At 71.0% G+C, this 17,190-nt stretch carries 19 protein-coding genes, 1 tRNA gene and 1 other RNA gene; 12 read left to right on the top strand and 9 right to left on the bottom strand.

What is annotated here, in order from left to right; all coding sequences use genetic code 11:
* Positions 1-22: 22 nt before the first annotated feature.
* A complete protein-coding gene (locus JOB34_RS05090; RefSeq protein ID WP_243757613.1) occupies positions 23-901 on the top strand; it encodes an aldo/keto reductase in 879 nt (292 codons plus the stop codon).
* Positions 902-928: 27 nt separating this feature from the next.
* Here the strand turns inward: JOB34_RS05090 and JOB34_RS05085 are convergent, their stop codons facing one another.
* The 6 genes from JOB34_RS05085 to JOB34_RS05060 form a co-directional block, all read right to left on the bottom strand.
* Positions 929-2,716 carry a gamma-glutamyltransferase family protein gene (locus JOB34_RS05085; RefSeq protein WP_208051672.1) on the bottom strand — a complete coding sequence of 596 codons (1,788 nt, stop codon included), beginning with the start codon at positions 2,714-2,716 and terminating at the stop codon, positions 929-931.
* A complete protein-coding gene (speB, locus tag JOB34_RS05080; protein WP_208051671.1) occupies positions 2,713-3,669 on the bottom strand; it encodes an agmatinase in 957 nt (318 codons plus the stop codon). Before speB ends, JOB34_RS05085 begins: the two co-directional genes overlap by 4 nt.
* Complete coding sequence (locus JOB34_RS05075) at positions 3,650-4,186, bottom strand: hypothetical protein (protein WP_208051670.1); 537 nt, start codon at positions 4,184-4,186, stop codon at positions 3,650-3,652. Before JOB34_RS05075 ends, speB begins: the two co-directional genes overlap by 20 nt.
* Before the next feature lie 91 nt (positions 4,187-4,277).
* Positions 4,278-4,367 (bottom strand) — tRNA-Ser (locus JOB34_RS05070).
* A gap of 63 nt (positions 4,368-4,430) precedes the next feature.
* Positions 4,431-4,985 carry a carbonic anhydrase gene (locus tag JOB34_RS05065; RefSeq protein WP_208051669.1) on the bottom strand — a complete coding sequence of 185 codons (555 nt, stop codon included), beginning with the start codon at positions 4,983-4,985 and terminating at the stop codon, positions 4,431-4,433.
* On the bottom strand, positions 4,982-5,773 hold the full coding sequence (locus JOB34_RS05060; RefSeq protein WP_208051668.1) for an alpha/beta hydrolase: 792 nt from the start codon (positions 5,771-5,773) through the stop codon (positions 4,982-4,984). Before JOB34_RS05060 ends, JOB34_RS05065 begins: the two co-directional genes overlap by 4 nt.
* 70 nt (positions 5,774-5,843) lie before the next feature.
* On the opposite strand from JOB34_RS05060, the gene JOB34_RS05055 reads away from it, so the two are divergent.
* The 6 genes from JOB34_RS05055 (at position 5,844) to JOB34_RS05030 (ending at position 11,245) form a co-directional block, all read left to right on the top strand.
* A complete protein-coding gene (locus tag JOB34_RS05055; RefSeq protein WP_208051667.1) occupies positions 5,844-6,845 on the top strand; it encodes a helix-turn-helix domain-containing protein in 1,002 nt (333 codons plus the stop codon).
* A gap of 7 nt (positions 6,846-6,852) precedes the next feature.
* Positions 6,853-6,949, top strand: an RNA gene (gene ffs, locus JOB34_RS05050) — signal recognition particle sRNA small type.
* A gap of 130 nt (positions 6,950-7,079) precedes the next feature.
* Positions 7,080-9,335 (top strand): DNA polymerase III subunit gamma and tau, encoded by a 2,256-nt coding sequence (locus tag JOB34_RS05045; RefSeq protein WP_208051666.1) that lies wholly within the window; start codon positions 7,080-7,082, stop codon positions 9,333-9,335.
* A 3-nt stretch (positions 9,336-9,338) separates the two neighbouring features.
* A complete protein-coding gene (locus JOB34_RS05040) occupies positions 9,339-10,010 on the top strand; it encodes a lysophospholipid acyltransferase family protein (RefSeq protein ID WP_179478565.1) in 672 nt (223 codons plus the stop codon).
* Between the two features lie 60 nt (positions 10,011-10,070).
* Entirely contained in the window at positions 10,071-10,394 is a 324-nt protein-coding gene (locus tag JOB34_RS05035) for a helix-turn-helix transcriptional regulator (RefSeq protein WP_208051665.1), read from the top strand.
* Complete coding sequence (locus tag JOB34_RS05030; protein ID WP_208051664.1) at positions 10,391-11,245, top strand: hypothetical protein; 855 nt, start codon at positions 10,391-10,393, stop codon at positions 11,243-11,245. The genes JOB34_RS05035 and JOB34_RS05030 overlap by 4 nt, the downstream gene beginning before the upstream one ends.
* A 10-nt stretch (positions 11,246-11,255) precedes the next feature.
* On the opposite strand, the gene JOB34_RS05025 is transcribed toward JOB34_RS05030, so the two are convergent.
* On the bottom strand, positions 11,256-11,606 hold the full coding sequence (locus tag JOB34_RS05025) for a metalloregulator ArsR/SmtB family transcription factor (protein WP_347813728.1): 351 nt from the start codon (positions 11,604-11,606) through the stop codon (positions 11,256-11,258).
* Between the two features lie 77 nt (positions 11,607-11,683).
* Between JOB34_RS05025 and arsM the strand changes: the two genes are divergently transcribed.
* Genes arsM through JOB34_RS05010 form a run of 3 tightly spaced genes read left to right on the top strand, consistent with a single transcriptional unit; the run spans position 11,684 to position 13,927 of the window.
* Positions 11,684-12,442, top strand: coding sequence for an arsenite methyltransferase (arsM, locus tag JOB34_RS05020; RefSeq protein ID WP_208051663.1), 759 nt, complete (start codon positions 11,684-11,686; stop codon positions 12,440-12,442).
* Complete coding sequence (arsB, locus tag JOB34_RS05015; protein ID WP_208051662.1) at positions 12,439-13,527, top strand: ACR3 family arsenite efflux transporter; 1,089 nt, start codon at positions 12,439-12,441, stop codon at positions 13,525-13,527. The genes arsM and arsB overlap by 4 nt, the downstream gene beginning before the upstream one ends.
* Positions 13,520-13,927 carry a low molecular weight phosphatase family protein gene (locus tag JOB34_RS05010; RefSeq protein ID WP_208051661.1) on the top strand — a complete coding sequence of 136 codons (408 nt, stop codon included), beginning with the start codon at positions 13,520-13,522 and terminating at the stop codon, positions 13,925-13,927. The genes arsB and JOB34_RS05010 overlap by 8 nt, the downstream gene beginning before the upstream one ends.
* On the opposite strand, the gene JOB34_RS05005 is transcribed toward JOB34_RS05010, so the two are convergent.
* Positions 13,928-14,149: a hypothetical protein gene (locus JOB34_RS05005; protein ID WP_208051660.1), complete on the bottom strand. Its 222-nt coding sequence runs from the start codon at positions 14,147-14,149 to the stop codon at positions 13,928-13,930.
* A 150-nt stretch (positions 14,150-14,299) separates the two neighbouring features.
* Here JOB34_RS05005 and recR point away from each other — a divergent pair, with 150 nt between their 5' ends.
* Positions 14,300-14,899 carry a recombination mediator RecR gene (gene recR, locus JOB34_RS05000; protein WP_208051659.1) on the top strand — a complete coding sequence of 200 codons (600 nt, stop codon included), beginning with the start codon at positions 14,300-14,302 and terminating at the stop codon, positions 14,897-14,899.
* Positions 14,892-16,457: a hypothetical protein gene (locus JOB34_RS04995; protein WP_208051658.1), complete on the top strand. Its 1,566-nt coding sequence runs from the start codon at positions 14,892-14,894 to the stop codon at positions 16,455-16,457. The genes recR and JOB34_RS04995 overlap by 8 nt, the downstream gene beginning before the upstream one ends.
* Here JOB34_RS04995 and JOB34_RS04990 read toward each other — a convergent pair.
* Positions 16,421-17,167, bottom strand: coding sequence for a phosphatase PAP2 family protein (locus JOB34_RS04990; protein ID WP_179478585.1), 747 nt, complete (start codon positions 17,165-17,167; stop codon positions 16,421-16,423). The two genes, JOB34_RS04995 and JOB34_RS04990, sit on opposite strands and share 37 nt — an antisense overlap.
* Positions 17,168-17,190 lie beyond the last annotated feature (23 nt).

The raw sequence follows: 17,190 nt of genomic DNA, 5'->3' as shown, positions 1-17,190 counted from the left end.
ATTCCGATCAAGGAGAAAGACAATGCAGGAGCTGACCCTGAACAACGACGTACGGATGCCCGCGATCGGGCTCGGTGTGTTCCAGACGCCCGCCGACGAGACGCGCAGCGCGGTCGCCGCGGCGCTGTCGACGGGATACCGCCATATCGACACCGCGGCGGCGTACGGCAACGAACGCGAGGTCGGAGAGGCGATCCGTGACTCCGGCCTCGCACGCGACGACGTCTTCGTTGAGACCAAGGTGTGGATCAGCGACTACGGGTACGACGAGACGCTGCACGCGTTCGACAAGAGCGCCGGCAAGCTCGGCGTGGAGCAGATCGATCTGCTGATCCTGCACCAGGCGCTCCCTTCGGATTTCGAGAAGACCCAGCAGGCGTACCGCGCCCTCGAGAAGCTGCTGGCCGACGGCAGGGTGCGCTCGATCGGGGTCAGCAACTTCATGGTCGAGCACCTCACCGCGCTCCTGGAGAAGGCCGCCGTGGTGCCCGCGGTGAACCAGATCGAACTACACCCCTACTTCCAGCAGCGGGAGGTCCACGCGTTCGGCGCGCAGCACGGAATCCTCACCCAGGCCTGGTCGCCGATCGGCGGGATCACGTTCTACCGGGACGGCCAGCACACCAGCACCCTGCAGGACCCGGTGATCGGTGACATCGCGCGAGCGCACGACAGATCGCCTGCACAGGTGATGCTGCGCTGGCACCTGCAGGCGGGTCGCTCGGTGATCCCGAAGTCGACCAAGCCGCAACGTATCGCTGAGAACTTCGATGTCTTCGACTTCGAGCTCGGCGGCGACCAGGTGGACGCCATCGACGCCCTGGACACCGATCGGCGCGGCGGTCCCGAGCCGACCGCCATCACGCTGCAGAGCTTCGGCCGCGACATCCCCGAGGCTTGACCGGCCCGTTGTTGCGCCCGGACGCCGTCACCGTCCGACGGCGTACCCCTGCATGCCGCGGGGGTTGGCGCCGGCGCGCAGCACTCCCGTGGCGGGGTCGCGGGTGACGGCGCACAGCCGTCCCTCGCTCCACGCGGGTCCGAGCTGTACGCCGTGACCGCGGGCCGACAGCTCGCGCGCCACGGCCGGGTCGATCCGGTCCTCGATCACGAGCACACCCGGCTGCATGCCCCGCGGGTAGAACGAGCTGGGGACCGCCTCGCTGTGCCAGGCGGGTGCGTCGATGGCGTCCTGTAATGCGTTGCCCTGAGCTAGGACTCGCAGTAGGAAGAGCAACTGCCACTGATCCTGTTGGTCCCCGCCCGGCGTACCGCAGGCCATGGAGGGCGCACCGTCGCGCAGCACCAGGGTGGGACTGAGGGTGGTCCGCGGCCGGCGGCCGGGCGCGAGAGACGCCGGAAGGCCCTCCTGCAGCCGGAACATCTGTGCGCGGGTGCCGAGGCAGAAGCCGAGCTCGGGGATGGTGGGCGAGCTCTGCAACCACCCGCCGCTCGGCGTCGCCGAGATCATGTTGCCGAAGCGGTCGACCACGTCGACGTGGCAGGTGTCGCCGCGTTGCGCGGTGGGAGCTGCCCGATCGGACACAGTGGGCTCACCGACGGTGGAATCGTCTGCCGCAGAGGCGGTTTCCCCCAAACCGTGGGGGAGCACCGGGGTCCGGCCGCCGGGGGAGCCCGGCCGGATCTCCATCGAGGCGTCCGCGCCGACGAGCGCGGCGCGCTGAGCGGCGTACGCCGGGTCGAGCAGGTCGGCGAGCGGGACGTCGACGTCGCCGTAGAACGCCTCGCGGTCGGCGAAGGCAAGCTTCATGACCTCGGTCGTGGTGTGCACGCCCTCGGCGCCGAGCAGATCCAGCTCGGACGGGTCCCCGAGCGCGTCCATCATCTGCAGCGACTGCAGCAGCACCGGCCCCTGGCCCCACGCACCGGTCTTGGCGACGGTCGCGCCCGCCCGGTCGAGGGTGACGGCGGACTCCCAGGTGGCCTCGAACCCACCGAGGTCTTCACCGGTGATGACGCCGGCGTGGGCCGCGCCGCTGGAGTCCAGGAAGGACCCGCGGGCGAAGCGGTCGACCGCGTCGGCGACGAAACCGTGCGACCACGCACGCCGGGCGCCCTCGATCCGGCTCACCCGGTCGGCGCCGGCTGCGGCACCCTCGGCCAGCAGGCGGCGCAGGGTCGCGGCGTACGCGGGGTTCGTTACCAACGAGCCCGGTGTGGGTGCCTTGCCGCGCGGCAGCCAGGTGCTCGCGGAGGTGGGCCAGTGCTCGGTGAACATGCCCGCCACGCGTTCGATCGTGGCGCTGACGGCGGGGAGCACGGGATGGCCGGCCTCGGCGTACCCGATGGCCGGCTCCAGCACATCGGACAGCTCCCAGGTGCCGTGGTCGCGCAGCAGCACCAGCCAGGCGTCGACCGCGCCGGGGATGGCCGCGGCCAGGAGGCCGGAGCCGGGCACCTGGTCCAGGCCCTCGGCGCGGTAGTGCTCGATGGTGGCTCCCGCCGGCGCCGGGCCCTGGCCGCAGAGCACGCGCGGGGTCGGGTCGTCGGCGGTGGCGACGATGGCGGGCATGTCGCCGCCGGGGCCGTTGAGGTGCGGCTCGACCACGTGCAGCACGAAGCCGGCGCAGGCGGCCGCGTCGAAGGCGTTGCCGCCGCGTTCGAGCACGCTCATCGCCGACTGCGACGCGATCCAGTGGGTGGAGGAGACCATGCCGAAGGTGCCCACGAGCGTGGGGCGCGTGGTGAACGTCATGCGTTCACAGCGGCGTTCGGCTTCATGACGCTCAGCAGCTCGTAGCCGACGTGCGAGGCGACGATGCCGGTGATCTGCGCGTGGTCGTACGCCGGCGCCACCTCGACGATGTCGGCCGAGACGACGTTCGTGGCCTCCAGCGCTCGCAGGATCGCGAGCAGCTCCCGACTCGTCAGGCCGCCGGCCTCCGGGGTGCCGGTGCCCGGCGCGTGCCCCGGATCGAGCACGTCGATGTCGATCGAGACGTAGACGGGCGCATCGCCGAGCCGCGCGAGCATCGCCTCGATGACCCCGCGCGTACCGAGCTCGTCGAACTGGGTGGCGTGGATGGTGGCGAAACCGAGGTCGGCCGACTCCGGCAGGTCGCGCGCGTCGTAGAGCGGGCCGCGGATCCCGATGTGCAGGCAGTGGTCCCGGTCGAGCAGCCCCTCCTCGGAGGCCCGCCGGAACGTCGTGCCGTGGGTGTGCGGGGCGCCGAAGTAGGTGTCCCACGTGTCGAGGTGGGCATCGAAGTGCAGCACCGCGATCGGGCCGTACGCCGCGTGCATCACCCGCAGCAACGGCAGGGTGATCGTGTGGTCGCCGCCGAGCGTGAGCAGTCGTCGTCCACCGGCGGTCAGCTCCGCCGCGCCGCGCTCTATCTGCCCGATCGCGTCCTCGATGTCGAACGGGTTGGCCGCGATGTCGCCGGCGTCCACCACCTGCTGCAGGTCGAACGGCGCGACGTCGAGCTCGGGATTCCACGGCCTCAGCAGCCGCGAGCTCTCCCGGATGTGCGAGGGCCCGAAGCGGGCGCCGGGCCGGTAACTCACGCCGCTGTCGAACGGCACCCCGACCACCGCGACGTCGTAGTCCTCGACGTCCTCCAGGTCCTCGCGGCGCGGCAGCCGCGCGAAGGTGGTGAGCCCGGCGTACCGGGGGGTCTTGCTGGCGTCAGTCGGACCGACGGGCATCGGGGCTCTCCTGCGGGGTCGTGACGACCGGATCGGACCCGGCCGCTCTCTGCAGGATGCTTTCACCACGTCGGGAGCGTTCGACCGTGTAGGCCGCCGCGACGGCGAGCATCGCGACCGAGATCGGCCACGTCCACCAGCCGGGGCGTTCGAGGGTCTCGACCAGCTCGAACGTCTCGTGGATGCCGATCAGGCTCGCGCCGCCGGCCACCATCGCCCAGCCCGTCGCGCGGTTGGTGAAGGCGAAGACCACCTCCAGCTCCGCGGGCTGCAACCGGCGCATGACCTCCTGCCGGTACGCGCCCGAGGCCCGTCGGTGCAGCACGTAGCCGACGGGTGGGATCAACCACCACCACGGCGAGACGTCCGGTTCGTCGACCCGATCCGCCGCGCCCTTCATCGCCGACCGCGCGACGTCGACGTCCAGCTCCTGCAACTCCAGCGACGCCTGCAGGATCGGGCCGGCCACCAGGAGCCACGCTCCGAGGAAGGCGCACCACGCCGTCACTTCGTGCATGGAGGGGAGCCTTCCATGCTCTGCATGACCTCATGGGCGTCCGGACGAGGAATGGCCGGCCCCTCGTCGTACGGGACCGGCCATCCGGTGCTGGCGGAGGATGCGGGATTTGAACCCGCGAGGGGTTTCATCCCCAACACGATTTCCAATCGTGCGCACTAGGCCACTATGCGAATCCTCCAGGCGAGCAGAGGCTACCCGGTCCCGGCGGGACTGCATAAATCAGCGTCATGCGGCTATACCCTCAGCCCTCGATCGCATCCGCTCCGGCGGCGTCGACGACCGTGTGGACCAGGCCGGTGCCTACGTCGTACACGTGCCCGGAGACGCGTACGGCGGGAGAGATCGTCGGTGCCCACCGCAGCCGGGCCACGTCGGTACGCACGGTGCGCTCAGGATCCAGCACCGCGGTGTCGGTCAGGGTGCGTTCGTCGAGCCCCATCCGGTGACCGAAGTCGTGCCGCAGCGTGTCGTCGGCGAGCAACCCCGATCCGCAGTCGGTGTGATGGATGACCGCCACCTCGAACCACGGTCCGTCCGTAGCCTTCGTCTGCACGAGATGGCTGATGTAGGAGACGTCGCGGATCACCTCAGGAGTCACCCGGCCGCCGACATCACGCGCCACGATCGCGTCGCCCAGCTGCAGCCCGAGGAAGGCGGCCGGGTCCACCCGCGGGTCGATGCAGGTGATCACGTAGAGGTGCTCGCGGGGGATGAACGGGATCGCCGGCACCTCTCGGTGGGCTCCGGACCGGGCGAACGCCGCATTGCGGTCCTGCAGATTCGTCAGGTTGCTCATCGGGTAGCTCCCGCAGTGGTTGAGGTGGTCGAGGTGGTCGAGGTGGTCGAGTTGGTCAGTGCGGTCACGGCGTCGGCGATCACCCTCGCGGTCTCGGCGGGGTGCGCGACCGGGATTGCGTGCGAGGAGTCGATCTCCACGACGTTCGAGCCGGCCCGGTCGGCCATGAACCGCAGCGCCTGGGTGGGGATCGAGTGGTCCGCGGTCGCCACCAGCGCCCACGACGGCAGTGAGTGCCACGTGGCCGGCTGCGCGAAAGTCTCCGCGAGCGCCACCGGGTCGATCGGGTGCTGCGCCGCGGCCATCACCGCCGCGGTCCGCGGGGCGACGTCGGCGGCGTACACCTGCGCGAAGCGCTCGGCGCGCAGGTACATGCCCTTCCCGTCGGGTTCTTCGCGCAGCACGACGTTCTGGGGCGTGAGGCCGCTCCCCGGGAACCGGTCGTTGAGCTCGCCCGCGCTCTCACCGGCCTCCGGCTGGAACGCCGCCACGAAGACCAGCCCACTCACCGAGGGGGTGAGCGCGCCCGGGTGGGAGATGACGGATCCGGCGTAGGAGTGCGCGACCACCAGGATCGGGCCGTCGACGGTGCGTAGGAAGGCGTGCAGGTCCGCGGCGTCCCCGGCCAGGCTGCGCATGGCCAGAGCGGGCGCGAGGGCGATGTGACCTCGGTCCTGCAGCTCGGCAATGACCTCGTGCCAGACGGAGGCGTCGGTGAGGGCGCCGTGGACGAGCACGACGGTGAGCGGACCGGAATCGGTTGTCGGAGAGTTCGTCTCATTGGTCATGACTTCAGCGTCGTCGTTCGCCCTCGACGCAGGAAGTGGCAGTACTGCCGTTCGTCGATAGAATCGTGCCATGACGCGTCATCGGATGGTCGTGCTGCTGATGGATCAGGTCCTGCCGCTGGATGTGGCCATCCCGATGCACGTCTTCGCCCGGGAGGCGCCGGAGTTCTACGACGTGCGAACCGCCTCGCTCGACGGTAGTCCGGTCGCGGTGGCCGGGGGCATGCACCTCGTGCCGGACGGTGACCTGCGCCTCCTGCGGCGCGCCGAGACGGTGATCGTGCCCGGCTACGGCGGTGCCGCGACGGAGCGCGTCGCCGAACCCGGCTTGGCGGCTCTGCGGTCGGCGGCCCAGCGTGGCGCGCGAATGGTCTCGATCTGCTCGGGCACCTTCGCTCTCGCGCAGGCCGGTCTTCTGGACGGGCTGACCGTCACCACCCACTGGTCGATGTGCGCCGATCTGGCGCGTCAGCACCCGTCGCTCGAGGTCGATCCGAACCCGCTCTTCGTCGACAACGGGCCGATCCTCACCTCTGGCGGCGTGACGACTGGTGTCGACCTCGCGCTGCACCTGTTGCGCAAGGACCTGGGGCCTGCCGTCGCCACCCACGTCGCGAAGCGGATCGTGATGGCGCCGAGTCGCGAGGGGGAGCAGGCTCAGTTCATCGAGATGCCGCCCATCGCCCCCGGCGACGACTACCTCGCAGCGGCCCAGCAGTGGATGCTGGCGCGGCTGGGCGAGCAGATCACGGTAGCGCAGATGGCCCGGCGGGCACGGATGTCGACGCGCACGTTCCACCGCCGATTCGCCGAGCGCACCTCGATGACCCCGCTGGCCTGGCTTCTGCAGCAGCGGATCGCCCGTACCAAGGAGCTGCTGGAGGGCACCGGTCTGTCGGTCGAGCAGATCGCCGAGCAGGTCGGGCTCGGCTCGCCGGCCAACCTGCGGACCCACTTCCGCCGCGAGACGAGCCTCGCGCCCGCGCGCTATCGCCGGGTCTTCGGCGGCGGGCTGGGCGCCGGGGAGGAGCCTCATACCGGCGCGGCCGACGTACCCGCTGCGGTGTCCTAGACTGTTCGCCGATCCCCCACGCGGTGGTACCGCGCCGAACTCCCCCAGGGCAGGAATGCAGCAAGGGCAGGCGTGCTCTTCCAGGTGCGTGGGGGGTCCTTCACGTCCGGCCCGAGGCTGACAGGGTCACGATTGTCCGCAGATCCGGGTCGACGGGTGCACGAATCTGCGGACAACCGATGCCACCTGCACGAGCTGGTCGCACTGACGGTCCCGGCGCATAGAGTTCCCCTGGTGAGCACCGCGTTGTACCGCCGATACCGCCCCGAGACGTTCGCCGACGTCATCGGCCAGGAGCACGTGACCGTGCCCCTGATGCGCGCCCTCGAGACCAGCCGGGTCAACCACGCCTACCTCTTCAGCGGGCCGCGAGGCTGCGGCAAGACCACGAGCGCCCGGATCCTCGCGCGCTGCCTCAACTGCGAGCAGGGCCCCACCCCGACCCCGTGCGGCGTGTGCGACTCGTGTGTCGCGCTGTCCCGCGGCGGCGCGGGCACGGTCGACGTGATCGAGATCGACGCGGCCAGTCACGGTGGCGTCGACGACGCGCGCGACCTGCGTGAGCGGGCGGCGTACGGCCCGGCCAGCAGCCGTTTCAAGGTGTACATCATCGACGAGGCCCACATGGTGACCACGCAGGGCTTCAATGCCCTGCTGAAGGTCGTCGAGGAGCCGCCGGAGCACGTGAAGTTCGTCTTCGCGACCACCGAGCCGGAGAAGGTCATCGGCACGATCCGGTCGCGCACCCACCACTACCCCTTCCGGCTGGTCCCGCCGCAGCGGCTGACCGAGTACATGGAGCAGCTCTGCGTCTCCGAGGGCGTGCAGGTCGAGCCGGGCGTGCTGTCCTTCGTGACCCGCGCCGGCGGTGGATCGGTGCGCGACTCGCTGTCCGTGCTCGACCAGTTGATCTCCGGATCGCAGGACGGCGGCCTCACCTACGCCGGGGCGGCCGCGCTGCTGGGATTCACCGATGGCGAGCTGCTCGACGCCACCATCGACGCGCTCGCGGTGTCCGATCCCGCCGCGACCTTCCGTCAGATCGGCCGGGTCATCGAATCCGGCCACGATCCGCGACGATTCGTGGAGGACCTGCTCGAGCGGCTGCGCGACCTGATCATCGTCGCTGCCGTCCCGGACGGGGTCGCGCAGGTGCTGCGCGGAGTGCCGGAGGACCAGCTCGAACGGATGCGCCAGCAGGCCGCCGCATTCGGCGCCGAGACCCTGGCCCGGGCCGCGACCATCGTCAACGCCGGCCTGACGGAGATGACCGGGGCCACTGCCCCGCGGCTGCAGCTGGAGCTGATCTGCGCCCGCGTGCTGCTGCCGGGGGCGAGCGGCGAGGAGGGGTACGCCGCGCGGCTGGACCGTCTCGAACGCCGCCTCGCGATCGGCGCCGTGCCGGGCGCCCGGCCCACCGCGTCCGAATCGATCACTGCGCAGCCCTCGGCATCCGCACCGGAGCCGTCGAACCCTGAAGTCCCGGTGCCCCACCCGCCGCTGGATCAGCCGGCACCACCCGCCGGACCGGCAGAGCCGGCTCCGGCGCATACACCCACCCCGGAGCCGACGCCCGACCCCGAGCCGTCGCCCGTGCCCGACCCCACGACCGTCCCGCATCCGAGTCCCGCGCCCGATCCGGACATGCCGGACGAACCGGACGAGGCGGGAGCAGGCGGCGGGCCCGTCGATGTGCGGTCCGAGGGGCGCGACATCCCGGAGGTGGCCGACCCCGTGGGCGTCGCACCGGGCGGTGCGGGCCAGGGACCGGGTGGGGCGCCGTCGGCCCAGCAGTCGGCTGTCGGGGGAGGGCTCGACACCGACGCGATACGCCGGGCCTGGCCGGATGTGCTCAACGCCATCGCGCGGATCAAGCGGGTGACCTGGGCCCTGCTGAGTCAGCACGCCCACGTGCTGGAGTACGACCCGCCGCAGCTCGTGCTCGGGGTGAGCAGTCCCGGGTTGGCGCAGACCTTCGAGCGGGGGTCGCACCGCGACGTCGTACGCCAGGCGCTGCAGGAGGCCCTCGGCGTGACCGTGACGGTGACGGCCCGCACCGACAGCGGCGCACCGACCGGGACGCCGCAGCCGGACGACCTCGCCCCGGCGCGGCCGCCTGCCGAGCGTGCCGATCCCGGCGGACAGCAGGACGTGCAACCGGCCGCGAATGACACCGGCGCGGAGACGTCGGACCCGCAGCCCGCGGCACCCGTGGCCGCGCGCCGCCCCCAGCGCTCCGCGCCGCGCAAGCGGTCCGAGCCCGAGGTCGAGCCGGGCGGATGGGGCGCGAGCAGTGCTCCGGCGCCGAGCTGGGCCAGCGAGCCGGCCGCGCAGCAACCAGCGGCCGGAGTTTCCGCGACCGCCGTCCCGATGACCGATGAGGACGAGGGGTCACGAGACGACGAGGACGTCGAGGACGCCGGTGAGGTCGGCATCCCCGTGGTGACCTCGATCCTCGGTGGCGTGGTCATCGAGGACCAGCGGGACTGACCTGTGCTCTACCGCGCCGCCAAAGGCACCGTCTCCCCCGTCGTACGCGCGCTGTGGCGCCCGCAGGTCGAGGGCGCCGACAACGTGCCCCGCCAGGGGGGAGTCCTTCTGGCGAGCAATCACCTGTCCTTCATCGACAGCGTGGTGATCCCGTTGGTCGCCCCGCGCCAGGTCCGCTTCCTGGCGAAGTCGGACTACTTCACCGGCACCGGCGCGAAGGGCACGGCCTCACGCCTCTGGTTCGAGACGATGGGGATGATCCCGGTCGAGCGCGACGACTCCCAGGCCGCCGCCAAGTCGCTCGAACTCGCCCTGCGGGTGCTGGCCGCCGGGGATGCGTTCGGCATCTACCCCGAGGGCACCCGCTCGCGGGACGGACGTCTCTACCGCGGGCACACCGGTGTCGCCCACCTGGCCATGACAGCAGGTGTGCCGGTGGTGCCGGTGGGTCTGATCGGCACCGACAAGGTGCAGCCCGTCGGCGACAACCGGGTGCACCGGGAACGGTTCACGGTGCGATTCGGCACGCCGATCGATCCGGCGGGCCGGTGGTCCGGTGTGCCCGCCGGCCGGGCCCGACGTGAGCTGACCGACGAGGTCATGGACGCCATCGCCCGGTTGTCCGGGCAACCGCGCGCCACGGCGTACAACGAACGGCCCTCCACCGTCGCGTGATTCACCATCGTTGCCGGCAGAGCCTTGTCGATACCTAGACGATCTGGGTATGGTCCGAGCATGGGAACCGAACTTCTGCGGGGGCACCTGGAAGGGCTCCTGCTGGCCGTCCTGGGCGACGCGCCCGGTCACGGATACGCGCTCAGCCAGCGGCTCGGCGAGCGCAGCGGCGGCACGCTCTCGGTGCCGGAGGGGTCGCTCTACCCGGCACTGCAGCGCCTCGAGCGCGCCGATCTGGTGACGAGTGCGTGGAGCGTCACCGACGGCCGGCGCCGGCGCGTCTATCGACTCAGCCCGGCCGGGCGCCGGGCGGCGACCCGTTCCGCACAGGAATGGCAGGCCTTCTCGGCGGCGGTGGACCGCGTGATCGGGGGACTCGCGTGAGCGCCGTCGAGGACTACCTGGACGAGCTGCGGCGCCTGCTGCAGGTGCGCGGATCCGTCCGACGCCGGCTGTTGGGGGAGTGCCGCGACCACCTCGAGGAGTCCGCTGCCGCGGTGGGGCCGACAGAGGCCGTACGCCGCTTCGGCGACGCCGCCGAGATCGCGGCGTCGCTCGACGCGGAGGTCGCCACGCGGCGAGCCCAGCGTGCGACTCTCGCCTCCGCGGTCGGGGTCATCGCGGTCGGCGGTTCGACGCTGGTCGTGCTGAACTCCACGACCGCCGCGACGACCGGGTCGATCGGCTGGGCGGTGACCTTCTTCGCCGCCGCACAGGTCGCCGTCGTGTCCCTCGTGCTGGCGGTGGTGCAGGCGGGCGCCCTGCGCGGTCGGCCGGCGAGCGCCGGGGAGGTGTCGCTGCTCTGCGCCCGGAACGGCTGCGCGCTGCTCGCCGCGTCGGTCACCCTGTTCGCGGCCGCCGGCGCGGTGCCGGGGCACGGCGCGGCGGTCCTCATCCTCGGCGGGCCCGTCCTCGCCGCCCTGGCGGCCACGAGCGTCCTGCGGGCCCGATCGGTCATCCGTGGCTACCGGCGACCGGGGGATCGGCCGGTGCGGTCGCCACTCACCGACCTCGGTGCGTTCACCCACCTCTCACTTCCGGAGGTGGGCCCCGGTCGTTTGCTCGTGCCGACCGCGTTCGTCGCGGCCGTGGCGGCCTTCGCGCGCGACCGGGCCGAGCACTCGGCGATGCCCGCCGCTCTCACGACGGCGGGGGTCGAGATCGTGCTGGTGGTCCTCGGGATGGCGCTGCTCGGGCCGGCGCTCGGCCTGCGCGCGCGATGGCATCACCTCTGACGCCGAGCGCTCAGCGATCGCCTGCCAGCCGGGACAGGAACGGCACGCAGGCCACGCCCAACGGAGTCGCCCAGTAGTAGACCCAGGTGCCTCGGCGCTCGCAGTCGACCAGGCCGGTATCGCGCAGCTTGCGCAGGTGGTGGGAGACCGTCGGCTGAGAGACGCCGGCGTCGGGAATGTCGCAGACGCAGACCGGGTTCGGATGCGCCGTGATGTGGCTGAAGAGCAGCAGCCGGATCGGGTCGGCCAACCCCTTCAAGACGTTCGCCACGTCCTCGCAGCGGTCCGCCGTGAGGGGCGCCTCGCCGGGCGCCACGCGCGTCCGAGGGGTCGTCACACTGCGTACCGGGATGAAGGTCACCGCCTTATATTGACAAATATCGAACCAACGCGCCACCCTCTCTGCATCGACGTGTATCGAAGCAAGGAGCAGGCCTCATGAGTGATCCGATCGTCATCCGCGAGGAGGTCCGACGCAGGTACGCCGAGTCCGCCCGAGCCGCGGCCGAGGGGACCACTTCCTGTTGCGGCACCAGCCTCTACGACCAGAACGTCACCCCGGACGGTCGTGCGGTCTTCGGTGCCGGCCTGTACGCGGGCGCGGACACCGGGGCCTCGGGCGCTGCGGTCGAGGCGTCGCTCGGATGCGGCGTCCCCACGGCGGTGGCCGACCTCGCGGCCGGTGAGATCGTCCTCGACCTGGGCGCGGGTGCCGGGGGCGACGTGTTGATCTCCGCGCGGCGGGTCGGGCCCACCGGTCGGGCGATCGGGCTGGACATGACGCAGGAGATGCTCGATCTCGCCCGCCGCAACGCCGCCGACGCGGGCGTCACCAATGTGGAGTTCCTGCACGGCTACCTGGAGGAGATCCCGCTGCCGGACGCCTCGGTGGACGTGGTGATCTCCAACTGCGTCATCAACCTGGCCGCCGACAAGGGCGTCGTGCTGGCCGAGGCAGCCCGCGTGACCCGGCCAGGCGGCCGGTTCGCGGTCTCCGACGTCGTCGCCGACACGGACATGGACGAAGCAACTCGCGCCGACGTGGCGGCCTACACCGGCTGCATCGCCGGAGCGCTGACCGAGCAGCAGTACCGGGACCTGCTCACCGGGAACGGCTGGGGCGAGGTCGAGATCCGCTACACCCACGCGGTCCACGAGCACGCGCAGGCGGCCATCGTGCGGGCGGTGCGCACGTGAGCGTCGCCACCGCGCCCTGCGCCGACGCCGACCGCGGCGTCGTCGCCCAGCTGTCGACACTCGACCGGTGGCTCCCTGCCTGGATCGTCGCCGCCATGGCGATCGGCCTGCTGCTCGGGCGGCTCGTCCCCGGTCTGTCCGGGGTGCTGTCGGCGGTCGAGGTGCAGGGCGTCTCGCTGCCGATCGCGATCGGGCTGCTGGTGATGATGTATCCGGTCCTGGCGAAGGTCCGCTACGACCGCCTCGACCAGGTCACAGGGGATCGGCGCATGCTGATCAGCTCGCTGGTCCTGAACTGGCTCGTGGGACCCGCGCTGATGTTCGTGCTCGCGTGGGTGTTCCTCGCGGACCTGCCGACCTACCGGACCGGACTGATCATCGTCGGGCTGGCCCGCTGCATCGCCATGGTCGTCATCTGGAACGACCTGGCATGCGGGGACCGGGAGGCCGCCGCCGTGCTCGTCGCCCTGAACTCCGTCTTCCAGGTCGTCATGTTCGCGGTGCTGGGCTGGTTCTACCTCTCGGTGCTGCCGGGGTGGCTCGGGCTGCAGCAGACCCGGCTGCAGGTGTCGGTGTGGCACATCGCCGGGTCGGTCCTGGTCTTCCTCGGCGTGCCGTTGCTCGCTGGTTTCCTCTCGCGCCGCATCGGCGAACGCCGTTGGGGCCGTGTGCGGTACGAAGCGGCGTATCTGCCGCGGATCGGACCGTGGGCGCTCTACGGGCTGCTCTTCACCATCGTGCTGCTCTTCGCCCTCCAGGGGCACCAGGTCACGTCACGACCGCTGGACGTCGCCCGCATCGCGCTGCCGCTGCTGGTCTACTTCGCGCTGATGTGGGGCGGCGGCTACCTCCTCGGACGCTCCCTGGGAATGGGCTACGCCCGGACGACGACGCTGGCGTTCACCGCGGCCGGCAACAACTTCGAGCTGGCGATCGCGGTGGCGATCGCCACCTTCGGCGTCACCTCCGGGCAGGCGCTGGCGGGTGTCGTCGGGCCGCTCATCGAGGTGCCGGTCCTCGTGGGACTCGTCTACGTCTCGCTGGCCCTGCGCTCGCGGTTCCGGGTGGAGCTCGCCGATGCCTGACCCCTGTGTGCTGTTCGTGTGCGTGAAGAACGCGGGCAAGTCCCAGATGGCGGCCGCGCTGCTGCGGCAGCTGGCCGAGGGTCGCGTCGAGGTGCACTCCGCGGGCACCCGACCCGGCGGCGGGCTCAACGACCTGTCCCGGCAGGTCGTCGAGGAGGTGGGCGCCTCCATGGACGGCGAGTCGACCAAGCCGGTCGATCCGGACCTGCTGCGACGCGCCGACCACGTCATCGTCGTGGGCTCGGAGGCGCGCCTGCCCCCGGTCGGCGGCATGCGCGCTTCGATCACCACATGGGAACTCGACGATCCGGGCGCCCGCGGCGTCGACGGGATCGAGCGAATGCGCCTCCTGCGCGACGAGATGGCCGAGCGGGTCCGACGGCTGCTGGCCGATATCTGATCAGATGATCCCGGAGTCGCGGTGACGGGCGGCGGACTCCCGGACCTGCGGCGTCAGATCCGCCTCGGGGACCCGCACCGCCATCTCCCACCTGTGGTGGATCGGGCAGCGCTGCAGGCGCCTTCGTCCCAGCCGGACGGCCTTGAACGACACCCGTCGTCTCCAGACGGTCTCGTAGTAGTCACCGCCGGAGCACTGCACCACGGTCCAGTCGCGTGCCATACCCTCCAGGGTAGGCACCTGCGACCGGCCCGGACCGTCCCTTCTCGGAGTGCCCCGGCGCGACACCGTCGGATCGGTCGACGCCCGGGAGGAAGGGAGTCCTGATGAACGGCGAGGCGGTGTCAGCGTGAGCCCGTAGGCTGTCCGGTTGTGTACGAAGGTGTGGTCCAGGACCTGATCGACGAGCTCGGCAGGCTGCCGGGCGTCGGTCCGAAGTCGGCGCAGCGCATCGCGTTCCATCTGCTGCAGGCCGACCGCGCCGACGTGCAACGTCTCAGCGAGGTGCTGGCCGTGGTCAAGGACAAGGTCCGCTTCTGCGACCTGTGCTTCAACGTCTCCGAGGACACCCTGTGCCGCATCTGCGGCGACTCCCGACGCTCGATGAGCCTGATCTGCGTCGTGGAAGAGCCCAAGGACATCATGGCCATGGAGCGCACCCGCGAGTTCCGGGGCCGCTACCACGTGCTCGGCGGGGCCATCAGCCCGATCGACGGTATCGGCCCGGACGATCTGCGCATCACCGAGTTGATGCGACGTCTCGGCGCCGAGCCGATCGAGGAAGTCATCATCGCCACCAACCCCAACCTCAACGGCGAGGCGACCGCGACCTATCTGTCGCGGCTGCTGGCGCCGCTGGGCATGCCGGTCTCGCGCCTGGCCTCGGGGCTGCCGGTGGGCGGTGACCTGGAGTACGCCGACGAAGTGACGCTGGGCCGCGCCTTCGAAGGTCGCCGGTTGATCGGTGGCTGAGGTAGACGCCCGGACCCGGGCGGAAGTCGACGCCGGCCAGGGGGCACAGGCGTCCGACCAGTGGCGGGAGATCGCGCGGCGGTACGCCGGGATGGCCGGCGGGTTCTTCGTCTTCGCCCTCCTGGTGCACGTGCCCGGCTACTTCCACCAGCTCTACGACCCCGACGAGGCCACGATCGCCGACCAGGCGATCACCCTGCAGCACGGTGGGCGGCTCTACATCGACGCCATCGACCGCAAGCCGCCCCTGCCGACCTACCTCTACCACGCGGCGTTCGCGATCTTCGGCAACGTCGACCTACGCCCCGTGCACCTCGTGGCGGCCCTCCTGCTGGCCGTGGCGGCCTGCGCCGTCGCCGCCGACGTCAGCCTCCGCACCCGTGCGCAACGTGTGTGGGCCGGGGTGCTGATGATCACCGCCGCGGTCGCGTTCCTTCCCGACGCCGGCCAGGCGGCCAACTACGCCCACTTCGCGCTCGCGCCCGGAGCGGTGGCGATGGTCCTGGCCCGGCGGCGTTCCAAGCGCGCAGCGGCCCTCGCCGGGCTGGCGCTCGCGGTCGCGGTCCTGTGTCGCCAGACCTGGCTCATCGGGTTGCTCCCGGCAGGCATGGCCGTGGCTCGTTCGCGCCGCTGGTCCCACCTGGGGTGGATGTTCGGTGGGTTCGCGGTCGGCATCGGCGTCGTCGTCGCCTGGCTGCCGACGGCCGATGTGTGGCACTGGGTGTTCGCCTCCAACGAGGGATTCCTGCTGACCGGTCCGAACTGGTCCATGGTGGCCGTCAGCTTCTTCGGTGGCCTGGCCCTGCTGGTGGGACTGCATCTACCGCTGCTGATCCCCGTGGCGCTGCGCATCAGGGCGGCCGGCTCCCTGCGACAGGCGGTGCAGGTGGATCGGGACCTGTGGATCTGGTGGGCGACGGCGACGGTCGCCTGGATCTCCGGCTTCCGCTTCTTCGCCCACTACTGGATCCAGTCGCTACCGCCGCTGGTGCTACTGGCCGCGCCCACCGCGGCCCGCATCACCGGCCGCCTGCGCACCTGGATCCTCGCGTTGCTCGTGGTGGTCACCACGGCCGCCGTGGTGGCCGGATTCACCCCTGGCACCTTCCGCACCCTGCCCAACACGACGCCGCTGGCCAAGTACGTCGCGGCCCACTCCCGTCCCGACCAGCCGATCCTCGTCTGGGGCAACCTGCCACAGGCGCAGTGGGAGTCCGACCGGCCGCTCGGCGGGGCGTTGGTGCACTCCGACTTCGTCACGGGGGTGTCGGGCAACCGGACCGCCGACCCGAGCACGGTGCCGGCGACCACGCCCGGCGCCTACAAGGCCGTGCTGCGCTCGGTATACACCCACCCGCCACAGCTGGTGCTCGACACCTCGACCGCCGACCTGCGCGCGTACGGCGGGCAGTACTACGACGGCAAGTACCCGCTGTCGGTCTTCCCGCAGCTGAAGTACTTCGTGGACACCTACTACACGCTGGCGGCCCGGGTGAACGGTGTGACGATCTACCGGTTGCGTCAGGAGTACTCGGGCAACAACGGAGCCGGTTCGTAGGCTCCGCGGCCCTGCAGCGTGCGGTGGATGCCGTAGGCGAGGCCGAGCACCGCGGCGCCGGCGACGCCGTCGATCGCGAAGTGGTTGGCCGTGCCGATGACCACGGTGAAGGTCAGCAGCGGGTAGAGCATCGCGGCGTACCGCACGATCCGACGCTTGGCCAGGTTGAAGACCGTCAGGCCGCACCAGAGTGCCCACGCGCAGTGCAGGCTCGGCATCGCCGCGTACTGGTTGGTCACGGCGGCGACGGAGGCGTGCCCCCAGGATCCGAAGGTGTGGAACTGCACCAGGGTGTCCACGAAACCCGCGCCCAGCAGACGCGGGGGCGCCATCGGGACGAGGTAGAAGCCGCACAGCCCCAGCACGGTCGTGGTCACCAGCACCGTGCGCGCCGAGCGGTAGACGCGTCGCTGCCAGAAGAAGAGCCAGATCAGGACTCCGCCGGTCATCGGCAGATGTAGGAAGGAATAGTAGCCGTTGGCGAGGCGGGCGATCTCATCGTGCGCGGCGACGAAGTGGTTGAGGGACAACTCGAAGTTGATGTGCAGCTTCTGGGTCAGGTGTAGCACCCGCAGACCGCGGTCGATCGCCGCCGTCTCGTGGTCGGGCACGAGGTTGCGCAGACGCTCGTAGATCATGTCCAGGATGACCAGGATCGCGATCTCGTGCCACCAGACGGGCGCCCTGAAAGTGCGCAGCGAAGCAGGCAACAATGCACGATGCCCGACTTCAG

The sequence above is a fragment of the Allobranchiibius sp. GilTou38 genome (genome assembly GCF_017565325.1).
GTDB lineage: Bacteria > Actinomycetota > Actinomycetes > Actinomycetales > Dermatophilaceae > Allobranchiibius > Allobranchiibius huperziae.
This window is presented reverse-complemented; position numbering and strand designations above follow the sequence as displayed.

What these genes read in the sequence shown, in the direction of transcription:
- JOB34_RS05090 (WP_243757613.1), top strand. Translation starts at nt 23, where the DNA reads ATGCAGGAGCTGACCCTGAACAACGACGTACGGATGCCCGCGATCGGG.
- JOB34_RS05085 (WP_208051672.1), bottom strand. Translation starts at nt 2,716, where the DNA reads ATGACGTTCACCACGCGCCCCACGCTCGTGGGCACCTTCGGCATGGTC.
- speB (WP_208051671.1), bottom strand. Translation starts at nt 3,669, where the DNA reads ATGCCCGTCGGTCCGACTGACGCCAGCAAGACCCCCCGGTACGCCGGG.
- JOB34_RS05075 (WP_208051670.1), bottom strand. Translation starts at nt 4,186, where the DNA reads ATGCACGAAGTGACGGCGTGGTGCGCCTTCCTCGGAGCGTGGCTCCTG.
- JOB34_RS05065 (WP_208051669.1), bottom strand. Translation starts at nt 4,985, where the DNA reads ATGAGCAACCTGACGAATCTGCAGGACCGCAATGCGGCGTTCGCCCGG.
- JOB34_RS05060 (WP_208051668.1), bottom strand. Translation starts at nt 5,773, where the DNA reads ATGACCAATGAGACGAACTCTCCGACAACCGATTCCGGTCCGCTCACC.
- JOB34_RS05055 (WP_208051667.1), top strand. Translation starts at nt 5,844, where the DNA reads ATGACGCGTCATCGGATGGTCGTGCTGCTGATGGATCAGGTCCTGCCG.
- JOB34_RS05035 (WP_208051665.1), top strand. Translation starts at nt 10,071, where the DNA reads ATGGGAACCGAACTTCTGCGGGGGCACCTGGAAGGGCTCCTGCTGGCC.
- arsM (WP_208051663.1), top strand. Translation starts at nt 11,684, where the DNA reads ATGAGTGATCCGATCGTCATCCGCGAGGAGGTCCGACGCAGGTACGCC.
- JOB34_RS05010 (WP_208051661.1), top strand. Translation starts at nt 13,520, where the DNA reads ATGCCTGACCCCTGTGTGCTGTTCGTGTGCGTGAAGAACGCGGGCAAG.
- JOB34_RS05005 (WP_208051660.1), bottom strand. Translation starts at nt 14,149, where the DNA reads ATGGCACGCGACTGGACCGTGGTGCAGTGCTCCGGCGGTGACTACTAC.